General features: G+C 69.5%; 21 protein-coding genes. 16 read left to right on the top strand and 5 right to left on the bottom strand.

From position 1 onward, the window contains the following. Nucleotides 1-12: 12 nt before the first annotated feature. On the bottom strand, nt 13-1,473 hold the full coding sequence (locus tag AUC47_RS02445; RefSeq protein WP_096713662.1) for a DUF4352 domain-containing protein: 1,461 nt from the start codon (nt 1,471-1,473) through the stop codon (nt 13-15). A 156-nt stretch (nt 1,474-1,629) separates the two neighbouring features. Between AUC47_RS02445 and ftsE the strand changes: the two genes are divergently transcribed. From ftsE to smpB, 3 genes are all read left to right on the top strand, one after another. Further along, complete coding sequence (gene ftsE, locus AUC47_RS02440; RefSeq protein ID WP_096713661.1) at nt 1,630-2,697, top strand: cell division ATP-binding protein FtsE; 1,068 nt, start codon at nt 1,630-1,632, stop codon at nt 2,695-2,697. Further along, nucleotides 2,694-3,608, top strand: coding sequence for a permease-like cell division protein FtsX (gene ftsX, locus AUC47_RS02435; RefSeq protein WP_096713660.1), 915 nt, complete (start codon nt 2,694-2,696; stop codon nt 3,606-3,608). Before ftsE ends, ftsX begins: the two co-directional genes overlap by 4 nt. A 75-nt stretch (nt 3,609-3,683) precedes the next feature. Next, on the top strand, nt 3,684-4,160 hold the full coding sequence (gene smpB, locus AUC47_RS02430; RefSeq protein ID WP_050722832.1) for an SsrA-binding protein SmpB: 477 nt from the start codon (nt 3,684-3,686) through the stop codon (nt 4,158-4,160). Here smpB and AUC47_RS02425 read toward each other — a convergent pair whose 3' ends face one another. Together AUC47_RS02425 and lexA are read right to left on the bottom strand one after the other, a co-directional pair. Then, entirely contained in the window at nt 4,161-6,026 is a 1,866-nt protein-coding gene (locus AUC47_RS02425) for a prolyl oligopeptidase family serine peptidase (protein WP_096713659.1), read from the bottom strand. It abuts the gene before it with no gap. 50 nt (nt 6,027-6,076) lie between these two features. Continuing rightward, entirely contained in the window at nt 6,077-6,763 is a 687-nt protein-coding gene (lexA, locus tag AUC47_RS02420; RefSeq protein ID WP_096713658.1) for a transcriptional repressor LexA, read from the bottom strand. A gap of 291 nt (nt 6,764-7,054) precedes the next feature. Here lexA and AUC47_RS02415 point away from each other — a divergent pair, with 291 nt between their 5' ends. Genes AUC47_RS02415 through hisH form a run of 4 tightly spaced genes read left to right on the top strand, consistent with a single transcriptional unit; the run spans nt 7,055 to nt 9,801 of the window. Further along, the gene (locus AUC47_RS02415) at nt 7,055-7,417 is read left to right on the top strand and encodes a LysM peptidoglycan-binding domain-containing protein (protein WP_096713657.1); all 363 of its coding nucleotides are present in this window, start codon (nt 7,055-7,057) and stop codon (nt 7,415-7,417) included. A 37-nt stretch (nt 7,418-7,454) separates the two neighbouring features. Then, nucleotides 7,455-8,549: a histidinol-phosphate transaminase gene (locus AUC47_RS02410; protein ID WP_179297485.1), complete on the top strand. Its 1,095-nt coding sequence runs from the start codon at nt 7,455-7,457 to the stop codon at nt 8,547-8,549. Next, nucleotides 8,546-9,163, top strand: a complete 618-nt coding sequence (gene hisB, locus AUC47_RS02405) for an imidazoleglycerol-phosphate dehydratase HisB (RefSeq protein ID WP_096713655.1) — start codon at nt 8,546-8,548, stop codon at nt 9,161-9,163. Before AUC47_RS02410 ends, hisB begins: the two co-directional genes overlap by 4 nt. Continuing rightward, nucleotides 9,160-9,801 carry an imidazole glycerol phosphate synthase subunit HisH gene (gene hisH, locus AUC47_RS02400; protein ID WP_096713654.1) on the top strand — a complete coding sequence of 214 codons (642 nt, stop codon included), beginning with the start codon at nt 9,160-9,162 and terminating at the stop codon, nt 9,799-9,801. The genes hisB and hisH overlap by 4 nt, the downstream gene beginning before the upstream one ends. Here hisH and AUC47_RS02395 read toward each other — a convergent pair whose 3' ends face one another. After that, a complete protein-coding gene (locus AUC47_RS02395; protein WP_096713653.1) occupies nt 9,802-10,653 on the bottom strand; it encodes a MinD/ParA family ATP-binding protein in 852 nt (283 codons plus the stop codon). Nucleotides 10,654-10,762: 109 nt separating this feature from the next. On the opposite strand from AUC47_RS02395, the gene AUC47_RS02390 reads away from it, so the two are divergent. The 4 genes from AUC47_RS02390 to AUC47_RS02375 all read left to right on the top strand — a co-directional run bounded on the left by AUC47_RS02390 (nt 10,763) and on the right by AUC47_RS02375 (nt 13,547). After that, nucleotides 10,763-10,987: a hypothetical protein gene (locus AUC47_RS02390; protein ID WP_096713652.1), complete on the top strand. Its 225-nt coding sequence runs from the start codon at nt 10,763-10,765 to the stop codon at nt 10,985-10,987. Between the two features lie 630 nt (nt 10,988-11,617). Further along, nucleotides 11,618-12,364: a bifunctional 1-(5-phosphoribosyl)-5-((5-phosphoribosylamino)methylideneamino)imidazole-4-carboxamide isomerase/phosphoribosylanthranilate isomerase PriA gene (gene priA / locus AUC47_RS02385; protein ID WP_096713651.1), complete on the top strand. Its 747-nt coding sequence runs from the start codon at nt 11,618-11,620 to the stop codon at nt 12,362-12,364. Further along, complete coding sequence (locus tag AUC47_RS02380) at nt 12,348-13,130, top strand: SseB family protein (protein ID WP_096713650.1); 783 nt, start codon at nt 12,348-12,350, stop codon at nt 13,128-13,130. Before priA ends, AUC47_RS02380 begins: the two co-directional genes overlap by 17 nt. Nucleotides 13,131-13,154: 24 nt before the next feature. Further along, nucleotides 13,155-13,547 carry a hypothetical protein gene (locus AUC47_RS02375; protein ID WP_096713649.1) on the top strand — a complete coding sequence of 131 codons (393 nt, stop codon included), beginning with the start codon at nt 13,155-13,157 and terminating at the stop codon, nt 13,545-13,547. A 68-nt stretch (nt 13,548-13,615) separates the two neighbouring features. Here AUC47_RS02375 and AUC47_RS02370 read toward each other — a convergent pair whose 3' ends face one another. Then, nucleotides 13,616-14,014: a DUF1844 domain-containing protein gene (locus AUC47_RS02370; RefSeq protein ID WP_096713648.1), complete on the bottom strand. Its 399-nt coding sequence runs from the start codon at nt 14,012-14,014 to the stop codon at nt 13,616-13,618. Between the two features lie 232 nt (nt 14,015-14,246). Between AUC47_RS02370 and infC the strand changes: the two genes are divergently transcribed. The 5 genes from infC to AUC47_RS02345 all read left to right on the top strand — a co-directional run bounded on the left by infC (nt 14,247) and on the right by AUC47_RS02345 (nt 17,249). Continuing rightward, nucleotides 14,247-14,885 carry a translation initiation factor IF-3 gene (gene infC, locus AUC47_RS02365; protein ID WP_096713647.1) on the top strand — a complete coding sequence of 213 codons (639 nt, stop codon included), beginning with the start codon at nt 14,247-14,249 and terminating at the stop codon, nt 14,883-14,885. 74 nt (nt 14,886-14,959) lie between these two features. After that, a complete protein-coding gene (gene rpmI / locus AUC47_RS02360) occupies nt 14,960-15,154 on the top strand; it encodes a 50S ribosomal protein L35 (RefSeq protein ID WP_096713646.1) in 195 nt (64 codons plus the stop codon). Nucleotides 15,155-15,186: 32 nt separating this feature from the next. Continuing rightward, on the top strand, nt 15,187-15,573 hold the full coding sequence (gene rplT / locus AUC47_RS02355; RefSeq protein ID WP_045252681.1) for a 50S ribosomal protein L20: 387 nt from the start codon (nt 15,187-15,189) through the stop codon (nt 15,571-15,573). Between the two features lie 103 nt (nt 15,574-15,676). Beyond that, nucleotides 15,677-16,489, top strand: coding sequence for a TrmH family RNA methyltransferase (locus tag AUC47_RS02350; RefSeq protein WP_096713645.1), 813 nt, complete (start codon nt 15,677-15,679; stop codon nt 16,487-16,489). Nucleotides 16,490-16,580: 91 nt separating this feature from the next. Beyond that, entirely contained in the window at nt 16,581-17,249 is a 669-nt protein-coding gene (locus AUC47_RS02345) for a response regulator transcription factor (protein WP_096713644.1), read from the top strand.

Here is a 17,249-nt window from a genome sequence, read left to right as displayed (position 1 = left end):
GTGTGTCAGTGCTCAGCCAGCGGTCGGGGTGACCGTGATGCGCGCGACCTCCTGGAACATCTCGTCCGTGACGATGACGGTGTACGAGGCGCTCTGCGCGACGTCGAAGGTGACCTTGCCGCTGACGGAATCGCCGGCCTCGAGGTCCTCGCTGCTGAGCTGACCGTCGGCGAAGTAGTCGTAGGTGCCCTCTGCGCCCTCGGCGGTCTCGAGCGCGAAGTAGATCGGGTTGACGTAGCTCGTGCCGTCGAGTCCGGTGACGGTCACATCGAGCGCGAGGAAGCCTCCGTTGGTCGAGGGGATACTCGTGCCGTCTGACGTGCTCCACGTCGCGGCCGTGACCGTGATCTCGCTCGTGCCCGAGTACTGCTCGACGGTGACAGGCTCGCCGAGCGTGCCCTCCACGACCTCGGTCGGAGTCGAGGTGTCATCCTCGGAGCCGTCGGTGCTGGAATCGCTCGACGGCGGGGAACTCGGGAAGTCGCGCACGGTCTCCGTCGTCACGGCCGCGACGAAGAAGACGAAGGCGACGACGGCGGCGATGATCGTACCGACGACCGAGAGGATCAGACCGGTGATGCCCGGCCACTTGCGGCCCTTCAGGAACAGTGAGATGAGGGAGACGATGAAGCCCGCGCCGAGCAGGATGAACCCGATGATGTTGACCACCGGGATGAACCCGAGGATGAAACCGAGCGCGGCCAGTCCGAGACCGATGATCCCGACGACGGAGAACGGCTTCGGTGCGGCGGGAGCGGAGGGGTAGGCGCCGGGGTAGGCACCCGTCGGACCAGCCGTCGGATACGCGGTCGCTCCGGGATAGGACGGGGCGGACCCGGGGTACGCCGGCGCTGTGCCGTAGCCGTGTGCCTGCGGCGGCTGGGGCGATCCCGGGTAGGAACCCGCGGCTCCCGGGTACGACGGCGCAGCGTTCGCGTACGGGGGCACCTCGGTGCCGGATGTGCCGTATGCCGACGTGTCTGCGCCATTCTGTGCATTCGGCGCCGACCACGACGGCGCCGACTCCGGGGCGGCGACGGGTTCGGCGGAGAAACCGTCGGCGGAGGCAGGCTCGGTTCCCGCCGGGTGCTCAGTGCCTGCCGAGGGGGAGGAGCCGGCCGAGGCGCCGTCGGCGGCCGGAGCCTGCCCGGATGCAGACTCGGATGACGGAGCGGGGGCGCCCGTGGACGGCTGCTCCCAGGAAGCGCTCTCGACAGCGGAGATCGACTCGACGGCAGCCGCCGTCTCGGCGGCCGCGGCCGAATCCGGCACGCTCGGCTCGGCGGTCGAGGACGCGGCGCTGGAGACATCATCGGCGGACGACGAGTCCGCGCTCTGCGAGGCACCGGCATCTGCGGCATCTGCGGCATCTGCGGCATCCGCGGCGGGAGCGAAGTGCTCCGTCCACTGCGTGCCGTCCCACCAGCGCTGACGTCCGGATCCGTCGTCGTACCAGCCTGCGGGCGTCGTCATGGGGTCCCCCTCGAAGAATCGTCCGTGCGATCGGCACGGATCGGCAGCGCCGCTGATTACCGGCACATCATGTATAGCAGTGCGCCACGACGCGCAGGGAGCCACAGGGGTGTCGCTCGCGGGCAGGGGAATCCGCGCACTTAGGCTCGTATCGCCATGATTCGGTTCGAGAACGTCACGAAACGCTATCGCGGGACCACCAGGCCCGCTCTGTCCGGCGTCGACTTCGAGGTGCAGCGCGGGGAGTTCGTCTTCCTCGTCGGCGCCTCAGGGTCGGGGAAGTCGTCGTGTCTGCGGCTGATCCTGCGTGAGGACGTGCCCACCTCGGGCCGGGTCGCCGTGCTCGGTCGCGACCTGCGGTCGCTCGCCAACCGCAAGGTGCCGTACTTCCGTCGGCACATCGGATCGGTCTTCCAGGACTTCCGGCTCCTCCCGTCGAAGACCGTGTATCAGAACGTGGCCTTCACCCTGCAGGTGACCGGGTCGTCGCGCGGTTTCATCCAGCAGGCCGTGCCCGAAGCCCTCGCCCTCGTCGGCCTCGACGGCAAGCAGAAGCGGATGCCGCACGAGCTGTCGGGCGGTGAGCAGCAGCGCGTCGCGATCGCGCGGGCGCTCGTCAACCGTCCCCAGGTGCTGCTGGCCGACGAGCCGACCGGAAACCTCGACCCCGCGACCTCCGTCGACATCATGCAGCTGCTCGCGCGCATCAACGCGGGCGGCACGACCGTGCTCATGGCGACACACGAGGCCGCCTTCGTCGACCAGATGCAGCGTCGCGTCATCGAGCTTCGCGACGGAGTCATGGTGCGCGACGAGGTGCACGGCGGCTACGGCGACACCTCGCAGATCCCGCGTCTCGTGCCGGAGGAGGTGCGAGGCGCCGCTGCTGCCGCCGCCCTCACCGCGGTGCAGGAGGTGCAGCGTCAGACCGCCGACCTGTCCGTCGTGCGCGCCGCCCTCGCCGAAGAGCTCAGCGCGCAGCGCAAGGCCGCTGCCGCTGCGCCGGACGCCGTGCCCACGGCATCCGAGACGCCCGAGGCGCAGGCCGCGCCCGTCGTGCCGGCCGTCGAGGAGGCGTCGGTGGTCGCGGAGGCACCCGCCGTGCAGACCTCGCCGCGCACGCACCCCATCGTGCTGCCCGAGGTCGACGTCGCAGAGCTGGGGGTCGCCGATCGCCTCGGCCTCTCGGACGACGGCGACGAGAAGGTGGGGCCGACGTCATGAGAATCGGACTCATCCTCACGGAGGCCCTCGTCGGCCTCCGTCGCAACATCTCGATGGTCATCTCCGTCGTGCTCGTGACGTTCGTGTCGCTGACCTTCGTCGGTGCGGCGATCCTCATGCAGTCGCAGATCGGCACGATGCGCGGCTACTGGTCGGAGCGCGCCCAGGTCGCCGTGTACATGTGCTCGTCGATCTCCGAGTCGGAGACCTGCATCGACGGGGCGGCGACCGAGGACCAGGTGACGGCAGTACGCGATCAGCTGGAGGGCGATGCGCTGGCTCCGCTCATCAGCGAGGTGACCTTCGACAGCAAGGAGGACACCTACGCGAAGCTCGTGGCGCAGCTCGGAGAGGAGCAGGCCAGCGTCATCACCCCCGACCAGGCGTTCGAGGTCTTCTTCGTCACGATGAAGGACCCGGGGCAGTCGCAGGTGATCGCCGAGGCCTTCAGCGGGGTCGCCGGGGTGGAGCAGGTCAGGGATCAGCTGCAGTACCTCGAGCCGCTGTTCTCGGCGCTGACCGTGGCGACGTACATCGCCGTCGGCATCGCCGTGCTCATGCTCATCGCCGCGATCCTGCTCATCGGCACCACGATCCGCCTGTCCGCCTACGCGAGGCGCAAGGAGATCGGCATCATGCGCCTCGTCGGGGCCTCGAACCGGTTCATCCAGACGCCGTTCGTGCTGGAGGGCGTGTTCGCCGCCTTCCTCGGCTCCGTTCTCGCCAGCGCGGCGGTCGTGGCCGGTGTGCACTTCGGGGTCAACGGCTACCTGCGCGGGCGCGTGCCGTTCATCACGACGTGGATCGGGATGCAGGACGCCGCGGTCGTGGTGCCCGTGCTGATCGTCATCGGCGTCGTGCTCGCCGCGCTCTCGGCAGGCTTCGCCATCCGGCGCTGGCTCCGCACCTGACGCCCATCGGTATAGACTGACAGGCTGCTCGGTGACGGTTCGCGTCGCCGACGTCGTCACGCACAGGAGAGAATCATGCCCAGGGAACGCGGGGAGAAGGTCATCGCGACCAATCGTCGCGCACGTCACGACTACAACATCGAGAAGTCGTACGAGGCGGGGATGGTGCTCACCGGCACCGAGGTCAAGTCGCTGCGTCAGGGACGCGCGAACCTCAGCGACGGGTACGCGTTCGTGAAGGGCAACGAGGTGTTCCTCGATGCCGTGCACATCCCCGAGTACTCGCAGGGGCACTGGACCAACCACTCGGCCAAGCGCATCCGCAAGCTGCTCCTGCACCGGGAGGAGATCGCCAAGCTCGCCCATGCCGTCTCGGCTGGCGGCTACACGCTGATTCCGCTGAAGCTGTACTTCTCCGACGGCCGGGCCAAGGTCGAGATCGCGCTCGCGAAGGGCAAGCGCGAATACGACAAGCGGCAGACCCTGCGCGAGAGGCAGGACACGCGCGAGGCCGAGCGCGCCATGCGCCTGCGCAACCGCGTCGGCGAGTGATCAGTCGGCCGGGGTGAATCCGAACACCCGGCCGAGGAACGCGAGTTCGCGTTCGAGAGCGTCGATGATGGTTTCCGCGGCTCGGAACCCGTGCCCCTCCGAGGGATAGAGCACATACTCATGGTCGACCCCGCGGGCGGCCAGCGCATCGCGGATCGCCTCCGACTGCGCCGGCGGCACGACGCGGTCGTCGCCGCCCTGCATGAGCAGCACGGGCACGTCTATGCGATCGGCGTGGGTGAGCGGTGAGCGCTCGAAGTACAGCTCCTCCGCGTCGGGGAGCGGGCCGACGAGGCCCTCGATGTAGTGCGCTTCGAAGTCGTGGGAGTGCTCGGCGAGCATCCGCAGGTCGGCGACGCCGTACCGACTGATGCCCGCCGCGAAGGTGCCTCCCCGCACCAGAGCCGACAGCACGGTCCACCCGCCGGCCGAGCCGCCCTTGATCGCGATAAGGGCCGGGTCCGCCAACCCGGCGTCGACGAGCCCGCGGGCCGCGGCGATCACGTCGTCGACGTCGACGACGCCCCACGCGCCGTCCAGGCGCTCGCGGTACGCGCGCCCGTAGCCGCTCGACCCGCCGTAGTTGACGTCGAGCACGCCGATGCCTCGGCTCGTGTAGAACGCGACGGCCGAAGACGCGGCTCCGGTGACGTGAGCGGTGGGGCCACCGTGCACGAGCACGACGTACGGAGGCAGCTCGCCCTCGGGTGCGGTTGCCGAGGGGTTCGCCGGCGGGTAGGCGAACGCATGCACGGGGCCGTGAGCGCCGTCGACGACGAGAGCGGATGCCGTCGGCATCCACGCAGGGTCGGCCGGCGCGCCGCCGGCGACAGCCTCGATGGCGTCGGTGTCGACATCGACGAGCCAGAGGCCGGGAGCCCCGGTCGAGCTGGTGCCCGACAGGAGCACACGCGACCCCGACGCATCATCGACGCTGACATGGCCGTCGGTCGGGACGGTCAGCGGGCGGGCGCTGCCGTCAGGCGAGATGACGACGACGGTGTCCCTGCCGTTCGTGCGCACAGCCACGATGCGCCCGTCCGCCAGCAACTGGAACCAGCGGTTGCCGAGAACCCAGAGCCCGTAGCCGGTGTCCGCATCCGTCCCGGCGGCGGTCAGGAGCTCCGAAGCGGTCGGATGTCCGTCATGATCTATGTGCGCCCTGTGCAGGGCCCATCGACCGGTCGGGTCGTCGGCGAACACGAGCTCGTCATCGCTGGTCCACTCCGGTTGCAGGGCCGCGCGCGTCGGCACGACGCTCGTGCGCGACCCGTCGGTGATCGCAAGACGCGCCGACTGCCACGGCATCCGGGTCGCGTCCCACTCGACCCACGCGACCCGGATTCCGTCCGGCGACGGTGCAGGATGCGCGAAGAAGCCCCCACCCTCGACGACCACCCGCACCGCGCCGGGGTCGTCTGCCGCCGATGCGTCGGTGGGGATCTCGACGACGGCACGGCGGTGCGGGTCAACAGTCAGGTCCTCGCGCACGGCGAACAGTCGTCCGCGCTGCAGGCGGAGTCCGCCGTGAGCAGGGCCGGGCGGCGTGAGCGCCACGGGGTCGCCGCCGCGGGTCAGCTTCCGCACACGCTGGTCCTTCGCGTCGACGAAGTAGAGCGTTCCGTCGTCGTCAGCCGTCCAGGCGCCTCCACCGTACTCGTGCACACGCGAGCGCGCGCTCCACGGCGCAGGGAGCACCTCCTCGCCTGTCGAGCTCCGCACCGTCACCCGGCCGCGCTCAGCCGGGACCGACTCGCCCCACCACACGTCATCACCGACGAAGCGTGCGCCGTCGATGCGGGGCGATGACGCGGCGACGGACGCAGGGGTGAAGGGAGAAGGCCAGGAGCCGAACGGTGCGGGCATGCCTCGAGCCTAGGCCGGACCCATGTCCCGGTGAGCTCGAGCGGATGCCGTCAGACGGCGCGCAGGACGGCGACGACCTTGCCCAGCACCACGGCCTCGTCGCCGAGGATGGGCTCGAACGCGGAGTTGCGGGGCAGCAGCCAGGTGTGACCGTCGCGGCGGCGCAGCACCTTGACCGTCGCCTCGCCGTCGAGCATCGCCGCGACGATCTCGCCGTTCTCCGCGCTGTTCTGCGAGCGGACGACGACCCAGTCGCCGTCGCAGATGGCGGCATCGATCATCGACTCGCCGGAGACCTTGAGCATGAACAGATCGCCCTTGCCCACGAGTTGGCGGGGGAGGGGGAAGATCTCCTCGACCTGCTGGTCGGCGGTGATCGGGACCCCCGCGGCGATCCGGCCGACGAGGGGGACGAGTGCGGCGTCACCGACGGGTGTGGCGACATCCGCGGGGTTCTCGGCACCCGTGCCGGGAAGGTCGATCAGGACTTCCATGGCGCGCGTCTTGCCGGGATCGCGCCGCAGGTACCCGCTCAGCTCGAGCTGGCCGAGCTGGTGGGTCACGCTGGAGAGCGACTTGAGCCCGACGGCGTCGCCGATCTCGCGCATGCTCGGCGGGTAGCCGTAGCGGCTGATCGACGTCTGGATGACCTCGAGGATCGCCATCTGCTTCGGGCTGAGGCTCTTCCTCCGCCGAGTGCGCGGCGCCTCGGACTCGGGGGCGGAGATCTCGCTCATGGTGCTCCTCAGGTGTGCGGTATCGCGGTCCGGATTCGAATGTCGGTGGTCCGTGATGGGGTGTGCGTATCGAAACCGTATCCGAGAATCACGCCGATATGGAAGATCTGTTCGAGCGTGTCGGCCGATTCGGAGATCGGGTTTCGAAGAACTCTTGACAGATGTTCGAATTCGAAGATACCTTCGGAACGTAGCTTCGCATCCATGACTCCCGGCCGAGTCGCGGATGCGAACGCTACGCCAACTTCATCACTGTCGCAGACGCGCAGCGATAGAGCAGAGGAGCACGAGATGAGCACCATCACCTTCAGCAGCGCAGCGATCCTTCCGGCCCGTCCGGCGACGCGGCTTCGGCTGACGGCCCGTGGTCGCCGTCTCCTGCTGGCTCTGGCGGCCGTTCCGCTCGCCGGGGGCATCGCCTTCGCTGCTTTGAGCGGTGGCACCGCGATCGCCTCGAACGAGAGCGTCGCGACGGCGTCGTTCGAGACCGTCACGGTGATGCCGGGCGACACCCTGTGGTCGATCGCGGAGAGCGTCGCCCCCGGTGCCGACCCGCGAGAGGTCATCGGCGACATCACGAGACTGAACGTGCTGCAGGGCGGCGCGCTGCAGATCGGGCAGGAGATCGCAATCCCCGCACAGTACTCCGAGTGACGTCACTCGGCAGCCCGGCATCACTGCGCGGCCTACCATGGGAAGGGTGACTGCATCACTCGCCGACCTGCCGCTTCGTGACGATCTCCGAGGACTCTCGCCCTATGGGGCTCCTCAGGCGCCACTTCCCATCGCGCTGAACGTGAACGAGAACACGCATCCGGTTCCGGATGCGGTGGCGAGCGACATCCTCGACGACATCGCCGTGGCACTGCGCGACGTCAACCGCTATCCGGACCGCGAGTTCACCACGCTGCGCGAAGGCTTCGCGGATTACCTCGGTCACGGACTCGTCGCGGACCAGATCTGGGCTGGCAACGGCTCCAACGAGGTTCTGCAGCACATCCTGCAGGCGTTCGGCGGGCCGGGGCGCACCGCCTTCAGCTTCGCACCGACGTACTCCATGTATCCGCTCATCGCCAAGGGCACGGGGGCGACCTGGGTCGCAGGCACGCGACAGCCCGATTACTCGCTCACCCCCGACGATGCCGCCGCGCAGGTCGAGGATGCCGATCCAGATGTGATCCTGCTGTGCGCTCCCAACAATCCCACCGGCACACCGCTGTCGCTCGATGTGATCGAGGCGGTGTACGAGGTCAGCCGCGGAATCGTGGTCGTGGATGAGGCGTATCAGGAGTTCGCTCCGCACGACGCACCATCGGCGTTGACCCTGCTCGACGGGCGGCCCCGTCTCGCCGTCTCCCGCACCATGAGCAAGGCCTTCGCCTTCGCCGGCGCGCGCGTCGGCTACCTCGCCGCCGATCCCGCTCTCATCGACGCCCTGCGTCTCGTGCGGCTGCCCTACCACCTGAGCGCGCTCACGCAGGCCGCCGCCATCGCCGCGCTGCGCAACTCCGACGTGATGCTCGGCATGGTCGAGGAGATCGTCGAGCAACGGAACCGCATCTCGGCGACGCTCGAGGCTCTCGGCTACACGCCCCACGAATCGTGGTCCAACTTCGTGCTGTTCGGCGGTGTCTCCGACCCCGCCTCCGTCTGGCAACAGCTCTACGACCGCGGCGTGCTGATCCGCGACGTGGGCATCCCCGGTCACCTCCGCGTCACCGCAGGCACGGAGGCGGAGACGACCGCGTTCCTCGAGGCGCTGGCCTCGATAGGATCGGCATCATGAGCAGCACCGTCCCGTCCCCGCGCACCGCGACGCGTGTGCGCAGCACCTCGGAGTCCACCGTCGAGCTCGAGCTGAACCTCGACGGCACCGGTGCGAGCCGCATCGACACATCGGTGCCGTTCTTCGACCACATGCTGACGGCGTTCGCGAAGCACTCGCTGACCGACCTCACCGTCCGCGCGTCGGGCGACACGAACATCGACGCGCACCACACGGTCGAGGACATCTCGATCGTGCTCGGACAGGCGATCCGCGAGGCGCTCGGTGACAAGTCCGGCATCTCGCGCTACGGCGACGCGCTGGTTCCGCTCGACGAGGCGCTCGCTCAGGCCGTCGTCGACATCTCCGGGCGTCCGTACCTCGTCCACACGGGCGAACCGGCCGGTTTCGAGCACCACCTGATCGGCGGCCACTTCACCGGCTCGCTCGTCCGACACACGTTCGAGGCCATCACGTTCAACGCCGGCCTGACCGTGCACGTGCGGGTCCTGGGCGGGCGCGACCCGCACCACATCGCCGAAGCCGAGTACAAGGCGTTCGCCAGGGCGTTCCGTCAGGCCAAGGCGCTCGACCCGCTCGTCGACGGCATCCCCTCGACCAAGGGCGCGCTGTGACCGGCGCACCCCGTGTCGCGGTCTTCGACTACGAGTCCGGGAACGTGCACTCGGCCGTCAAGGCGCTGGTCGCGGCGGGCGCGGACGCGGTGCTCACCCGGGACCGGACAGAGGCTCTCGGGGCTGACGGTCTGCTCGTCCCGGGAGTCGGCGCGTTCCAGGCGGTCCGCGATGCGCTCCACGCTCACGGCGGGGACGACATCATCGATCGTCGTCTCGCGGGCGGGCGCCCCGTGCTCGGCATCTGCGTCGGCATGCAGGTGCTCTTCTCCCGCGGTGTGGAGCGTGGTCACGACACCGAGGGTCTCGGCGAATGGCCGGGTGCCGTCACCGAGCTCAACGCCCCGGTGCTGCCCCACATGGGGTGGAACACCGTCGAGCCGGGCAGCGACAGCATCCTGTTCCGCGGGATCGAAGACGAGCGCTTCTACTTCGTGCACTCCTACGCGGCCCAGTCGTGGGAACTCGACGTGATTCCGCCTTTCCCTCAGCCCGTGCTCACGTGGTCGACCTACGGCGAGCCGTTCCTCGCAGCCGTCGAGAACGGCCCGCTGTCTGCGACCCAGTTCCACCCCGAGAAGTCGGGGGAGGCGGGTATCCAGTTGCTGCGCAACTGGGTGAACAGCCTGCGCGACTGATCAGAAACCGCGTGCCACCGCTGCGGCGGCCGACAGCCACGCGCGCTGCGTCGGCGCTGCCAGAGCCCGCAGACGCAGGTGGCCGTCGACCATCTCGCGGTCGAACGGGATCTGCACGACGTCGCGCGCCAACGGCTGGTACCCGGCGACGACCTCGGCGACGTCGGCCGACGAGGCTTTCGGGTCGGCCTGACTGACCACGACCACCGACTCGCGCGCGAGGCGCGCCGACCGCTCGTCGCGATCTTCGAGGGCCTCCAGCAGGAGCGCGCCGGCCTCCGCATGGTCGTCGCGGGTGGTGGTCGCGACGACGATCTGGTCGGCGAGCTCGATCATCCTCAGCCACATCGGGTCGGACTCGTCGTTGCCGGAGTCGATGATGATGAGGCGGTAGAACTTCGCGGCCACCGCGTGGATCGCATCGACGTCGTCGGGACTCAGCCGGTTCTCGTGTGCGAGGCGGATCGGCTTCGAGCGGAGCACGTCGTACTTCTCCTGCGGCTGGTGGTGCACGAAGTGCGCGAGATCCGCCGACTGGCCCTGGGCGCCGAGGAGGCGCTGCGTCTGCGGAAGCAGTTCGAGCAGCGTCCTGTCGTGGGCGCCGGTCTCGGTGCGCCAGCCGAGCGTGCCCCGCGTCTGGTTGTTGTCCCAGGCCAGCACACCCGCGCCGCCGTACTGCGCGAACACCGCGGAGAGGAGGACGGTGGCCGGGGTCTTGCCAGCCCCGCCCTTGCCGTTCACGACCGCGACCGTGCGAGGGCCGGGCCAGTGTCGGCTCACGGCGTGCTCATCCTCGCGGACCGCGCGCTCCTGCGCGTTCGGGGCGAGGGAGAAGCCGAGGCGGTTGAGCATGCCACGGCCTCCGTGACGTGCGGGTTCCTCGCGCGGATCCTGCTGCAGGAAGGAACGACGCTCGATGCCCTGCTCTCGCTGCAGGCGGCGGGACGACGCGAGGGGATCGGTGGCCGGGGCGATACCCGCGGGTCCGGGCGCACTCTGGGAAGGAGACGGGATCGACGGGGGAGAGGCGGGCGCCGACGCCGCGGAGGCGATCGGCTGCACCGGCTGCGGGGTGGGTGCAGCCGGAGCGGGACGCGTCGGAACCGGAGCGGTCGCCGTGGAAGTCGGGGCGGGCGGCGCTGCGGGAGTGGGAAGCAGCGTCGGGACGGAGGAGACGATGGGCTGACTCGCCGGTGCGGTCGGCTGAGTAGGTGCAGTCGGCTGGGCTGGGGCAGGTTGCTGAGCGGGGGCAGTCGGCTGGGCCGGGGCGGGTTGCTGAGCGGGGGCAGTCGGCTGAGCGGGAGCAGCCGGCGTGGTCGGGACGGGATGCCGGGGCGGCGCGGTCGGCTGAGCGGGTGGGGCCATCGGCGCTCGCGGCACGGAAGGCGCGGCAGTGGCAGCGCCGGGCGCCGGCGATGCGGGCGCCTCGGGGCGCGAGGCGGCCGCGGCCTCGGCGCGCGTCGACGGCGCCGTTCGTGCGTCGCCATCGGGCTGGTCGCCGGTCTCAGGCCGCGGGCGGAGGGTGCTGGCCGGAACGGTCGGCCAGTCGTCGTCATCCTGTGGTGAGAGGGGCACGTGCTCGACCATCTCGGGCGCCGGCGGCGGGGGAGTGTTGCCCCGCCGCAGGGGACCTCCGCCGTATGCTTCCCCGTCGCGCGCCATGAACCAACTCCTCATCGACCGAATAGACGTGATATCGAGGCTACCGCGTGCAGCGCGTCCCTTACCGTCATGTCATTTGGAGCGGACTCCCGCGGAGGCTAATGTCGTTTCTCGTGCCGGTGATCAGGCGCATCCCATCTCACCTGAGGACGTCATGAACGACTTCGCGCAGTCCCCCTCTCTCACCCTGCTTCCCGCGGTCGATGTGGCCGGCGGCAAGGCCGTGCGGCTGACCCAGGGCGAGGCCGGCACCGAGACCAGCTACGGCGACCCGCTCGACGCCGCCGGGGAATGGGTCTCGCAGGGTGCGAAGTGGATCCACCTCGTCGACCTCGACGCCGCCTTCGGACGCGGCAGCAACGCTCCGATCCTGCGCAAGGTCATCAAGCAGTACCGCAACGTCAACGTGGAGCTGTCGGGCGGCATCCGCGACGACGCGACGCTGGAGGCGGCCCTCGAGAGCGGGGCGACGCGCATCAACCTCGGCACCGCGGCGCTGGAGAACCCCGAGTGGGCCGCCGACGTCATCGGCCGGTACGGCGAGGCGATCGCCGTGGGGCTCGACGTGCGCGGCACGACGCTCGCCGCGCGCGGGTGGACGAAGGAGGGCGGCGACCTCTGGGAGGTGCTCGAGCGCCTCGAGGATGCCGGATGCAGCCGCTACGTCGTCACCGACGTCACCAAGGACGGGACGCTCAAGGGCCCGAACCTCGAACTGCTCCGCGAGGTGACGTCGCGCACCCCGAAGCCCGTCGTGGCATCGGGTGGCATCTCGAACCTCGACGACATCATCGCCCTGCGGGAACTCGTGCCGCTCGGCGTCGAGGGTGCGATCGTCGGAAAGGCCCTCTACGCCGGCGCGTTCACGCTGGCCGAGGCTCTGGATGTCGCGGGGGACTGACGACCACGGCCACCACCACGGCGACTCGGCCGGGGTGCCGTGGGAAGGACGCAGCTTCGAGTCGAATCCGCACGCGGGCGACGACGGATCCGCTGACCCCGCGCTGCTCGCGGCCCTGACGCGCTTCCGCGCGGGAGAGGGGTCGCAGGCCGAGGTCGTCGACGCCTTCCGCTCGGCTCGCGTGCTGATCCCGCTCATCGCAGAGAAAGGCGAGGAGGGCGTGGCGCCCAGCGGCCTTGCCGTCGACAAGACTCAGGAACTGTCGATCGTCACGGTCGCGGCGCCGGACGGACGTCGAGTTCAGCCCGTGTTCTCGTCGGTCCACACGATGCAGCAGTGGGATGCCGCGGCGCGGCCGATCCCGGTCGAGGCCGTGCGTGTCGCGCTGTCGGCATCGGCCGAGGACACGGATCTCATCGTGCTCGACCCGACAGCCGACACCGAGTTCGTCATCCGGCGCCCTGCGGTCTGGTCGATCGCCCAGGGGCACGCATGGGAGCCCAGCTTCCTGTCACCCGAGGTCTTTCGCGCGCTCCAGGAGAGCGTCGCGCACGAGCTCGCCGTGATCGACGTATCGGTGGCGGCCGGCGATCCGGACGCGCGGCTTCGCGGTCCCGAGCTCATCGTCGTCCTCGAGCTCGTCGACGGCCTCGAACGCGAGGTGCTGGATGCCGTGCTCGCCCGTCTCGCCCAGCGATGGGCCGCCGACGACCGCATCGCCGTGCTCGCGGACTCGCTCACCGTCAAACTGCGCCGGTCGGCCTGACCGGGCGCGGATAGGGTGGCCGGTATGCGCAGAGCTGCGAGTACGGTCGCGGCCCTCGTCCTGGCCGCGCTGCTGACCGGGTGTGCGACGGCGTGCCCTGCGATCGGATGGACGAACAGCGTCACGATCGACGCCGCATCCTACGGTCCCGGGGTCGCGCTTCAGGTCTGCTCGGACCACGGGTGCTCGCCGGCACCGGGGATCGTCCCGACACCGGAGACCGACGCCTCGGTGCCTCAGGCAGGGGACGACGGGACCTTCTTCTTCGGCTTCGACGCGCCTGACGAGATCACGGTGCGGGTGTACGACGACACCGGCGTCCTGCTCGCCGAGTCCCGGGAGACCATCGACTGGACGCACTCGACGGAACCCTGCGGAGGACCGTCGACGGCCCCGCCTGTCGTATTGAAGGCGTGAGGCGTTTCGTCTCGATTCGCTCGCTCGGCGACCCGCGGTGATCCGCTCGCGCGACGCGACTCCCGCGGTCAGGTGACGGGGCCGGTCCACTTCTCGCCGGGACCCTTGCCGATCGGGTCGGGGATGGTCGAGGCCTCGCGGAACGCGAGCTGAAGGGAGCGCAGTCCGTCGCGCAAAGAGCGGGCGTGCATGTCGCTGATCTCCGGTGCGCCGGCGGTGATGAGGCCGGCGAGGGCGTTGATGAGCTTCCGGGCCTCATCGAGGTCGAGCTGCTCGGCCGCGTTCGGGTCGTCGGCGAGCCCGAGCTTCACGGCGGCGGCGCTCATGAGGTGCACGGCGGCGGTGGTGATGACCTCCACGGCGGGCACGTCGGCGAGGTCGCGGGTGGCTGACGATGCGGCCTCCTCCTGCCGTGCCCAGCGCTCCTCGCGCTCGCGTGCGGAATCGTCCGATACCTGGTTCGTCACTTCGCCTTGCTCTCTGTTAGACTGTGTCGGGCTCCGGAGCGTCATGCTCCGGCACGAAAGAGGATTCACTTCCCACCCGCGCTTGCCGTTCCAGGCTACCGGGTCTTGCACTCCGCCGGATCGCGTCGTCAGATGCGTCCGGTAGACAGGGTGCGAAGCCGGCGTTTGACTGCCGGCGGGTGGGGGACGATTCCGATTTCGCTCGGGATGCAGACAGCATCCCGATGGCTGAATCCCATCGTCTAAGGAGTTCCGCATCAGCGATCCCCGCACCAATGAGCGCATCCGCGTCCCCGAGGTCCGCCTCGTCGGGCCCGCGGGTGAGCAGATCGGCGTCGTCCGCATCGAGGCGGCGCTGCGCCTTGCGCAGGAAGCCGACCTCGACCTCGTCGAGGTGGCCCCCAACTCGAAGCCTCCCGTGGTCAAGATCATGGACTACGGCAAGTTCAAGTACGAAGCCGCCCAGAAGGAGAAGGAAGCTCGCCGCAACCAGGCGAACACCGTTCTCAAGGAGGTCCGCTTCCGTCTCAAGATCGAGGCGCACGACTACACGACCAAGCTCAAGCGCGCCGAGGGCTTCCTCAAGGCCGGCGACAAGGTCAAGGCCATGATCCTGTTCCGCGGTCGCGAGCAGTCGCGCCCCGAGCAGGGTGTGCGCCTGCTGCGCAAGTTCGCAGAGGACGTCGCCGAGCTCGGCACCGTCGAGTCGAACCCGACGATCGACGGTCGCAACATGGTGATGATCGTGGCTCCGCTGAAGAGCAAGTCCGAGGCGAAGCAGGAGCAGAACGCCGTCCGCGATGCGAAGAAGCAGGCAGCGCGCGACGCCAAGCACGAGGCCGATGCTCCGGCCGAGGCCGCGGCGGAGTGACGACCGCCCCCACAGACTCCCGCACCGCGGGTTGACCCCGTCGCCTGAGAAGGCGCCATACGAAGGAAGAGAAGATGCCGAAGCAGAAGACCCACTCGGGTGCTAAGAAGCGCTTCAAGATCACCGGCAGCGGCAAGCTGAAGAAGCAGCAGGCGAACATGCGCCACAACCTCGAGCACAAGTCGAGCCGTCGCACCCGTCGCCTGAACCAGGACCAGGTGCTCGCGAAGGCCGACTTCAAGGTCGCGAAGAAGCTTCTCGGCCGCTGACGCGCCGAACGCACGAATAGGAACACACGAAAATGGCAAGAGTCAAGCGGGCAGTAAACGCCCACAAGAAGCGCCGCGTCATCCTCGAGCGCGCGTCCGGCTACCGCGGTCAGCGTTCGCGCCTGTACCGGAAGGCCAAGGAGCAGGTCATCCACTCCCTGGTCTACTCGTACCGGGACCGTCGCAAGCGCAAGGGTGACTTCCGTCGCCTCTGGATCCAGCGCATCAACGCCGCTGCACGCCAGAACGGCATCACGTACAACCGCTTCATCCAGGGCCTCGGCCTCGCGGGTGTGACGGTCGACCGTCGCATGCTCGCCGACCTCGCGGTCAACGATGCGGCCACGTTCACGACGCTCGTCGAGACGGCCAAGAAGGCCCTGCCTTCCGACGTCAACGCGCCGAAGTCGGCTGCGTAAGCAGCTCGCCAGCACAGAGGACGCCTTCCTTCGGGAAGGCGTCCTCTGTCGTTCGCCCGCTGTTCTCCGCGGATCCGCGCCCGCTGTTCCCTAGACTGAGACCGTGCTGGAGAACCCCCGGTCCCCCCGAGTCCGTGCCGTCGCGAAGCTGACCAAGCGCAGTGCGCGCGCGGAGACGGGCCTGTTCCTGTCGGAGGGGCCGCAGGCGGTCCGCGAGGCGCTCACCTACAGCCCCGAGGCGATCGTCGAGCTCTTCGCGACGCCGACCGGATGGGACAAGCATCCCGACATCCGGGCGAAGGCGTCGGATGCCGATGTCACGGTCGAGCTCGTCACGGAATACGTGCTCAATGCCATGGCCGACACCGTGACGCCCCAGGGGCTCGTCGCCGTCGTGCGCCAGACGCCGACCTCGGTGCGCGACATCTTCGACGCCTCCCCGCGGCTGGTCGCGATCTGCGAGGAGATACGCGACCCCGGCAATCTGGGAACGATCATTCGGGCGGCGGACGCGGCCGGCGCGGATGCTGTGGTGCTGACCGGCCGCACCGTCGATCCGTACAACCCGAAGGTCGTGCGCGCGACCACGGGATCGCTCTTCCACCTCCCGGTCGCCGTGGGCGCCGAGCTCGACGACGTGGTGGCGCACGCGCACGCCGCGGGGCTCATGATTCTCGCCGCCGACGTCAAGGGCGACGACCTGCTGCAGGCCCGCGCTGACGGGGTGCTCGCCGAAGCGACGGGGTGGCTGTTCGGAAACGAGGCTCGAGGCCTCGACGACGACGCGCTCGGCAGGGCTGATCGGGTGCTCAAGCTGCCGATCTTCGGCCGAGCCGAGTCCCTGAACCTCGCCACCGCGGCGAGCGTGTGCCTGTACGAGAGCGCCTTCGCGCAGCGCGCCGGCGAACCGGCCTGACCCCTCCCCGCCTGCACCGCCGAGTCTTCGACGAACACCCCGACTGGTAGGGTTTGTCCCTGCGCGTGGGCGGAGAAGGGGACCGGGGTCGATGCGGATTCTGATCGTGGAGGACGACGAGCGCGTCGCCGCCGCACTCGACGCATTCCTCGCCCGATCCGGCTACGCCACGGTCCGCGCGGCCGACGGGGCCGCGGCGCTCGACCTCCTCGGCGCAGACACCGAGGTCGTCCTTCTGGATCTCGGTCTCCCCGACGTCGACGGCATCGATCTGTGCCGCCGCATCCGTGGGCGCTCCGACGTGCCCATCGTGATCGTGACCGCCCGCAACCAGGTCACTGAACGCATAAAGGGTCTGCGCGCCGGTGCCGACGATTTCGTGGTCAAGCCCTACGACGTGCACGAGTTGCTCGCCCGCATCGAGGCGGTCACGAGGCGGTCCCGCCCGGTGCGCCCGGAGTCGGAGGGCGTCGTCGATCTCGACGGCGGCGCCGTGCGCATCGATCTCGTCGCCCGGCAGGTCGTGGTCGACCGGCAGCCCATCGAGCTGACGCGCAAGGAGTTCGACATCGTCGCGGTGCTCGCGCGGTACCCCGGGGTCGCCGTGCCGAAGGAGCGCCTGATCCGCGAGGTCTGGAACACCGACTGGCGGGGCTTCGGCCACTCGCTGGAGGTGCACGTCGGAGCGATCCGCCGCAAGGCGGGGCAGCGTCGGCTGATCGAGACCGTGCGCGGTGTCGGCTACCGGCTGGCGGGCTGA

This window comes from Microbacterium sp. SZ1 (assembly GCF_002362255.1).
In the GTDB taxonomy this organism is placed as follows: domain Bacteria; phylum Actinomycetota; class Actinomycetes; order Actinomycetales; family Microbacteriaceae; genus Microbacterium.
The sequence above is the reverse complement of the archived record's forward strand: the minus strand, read 5'-3'. Positions and strand labels throughout refer to the sequence as shown.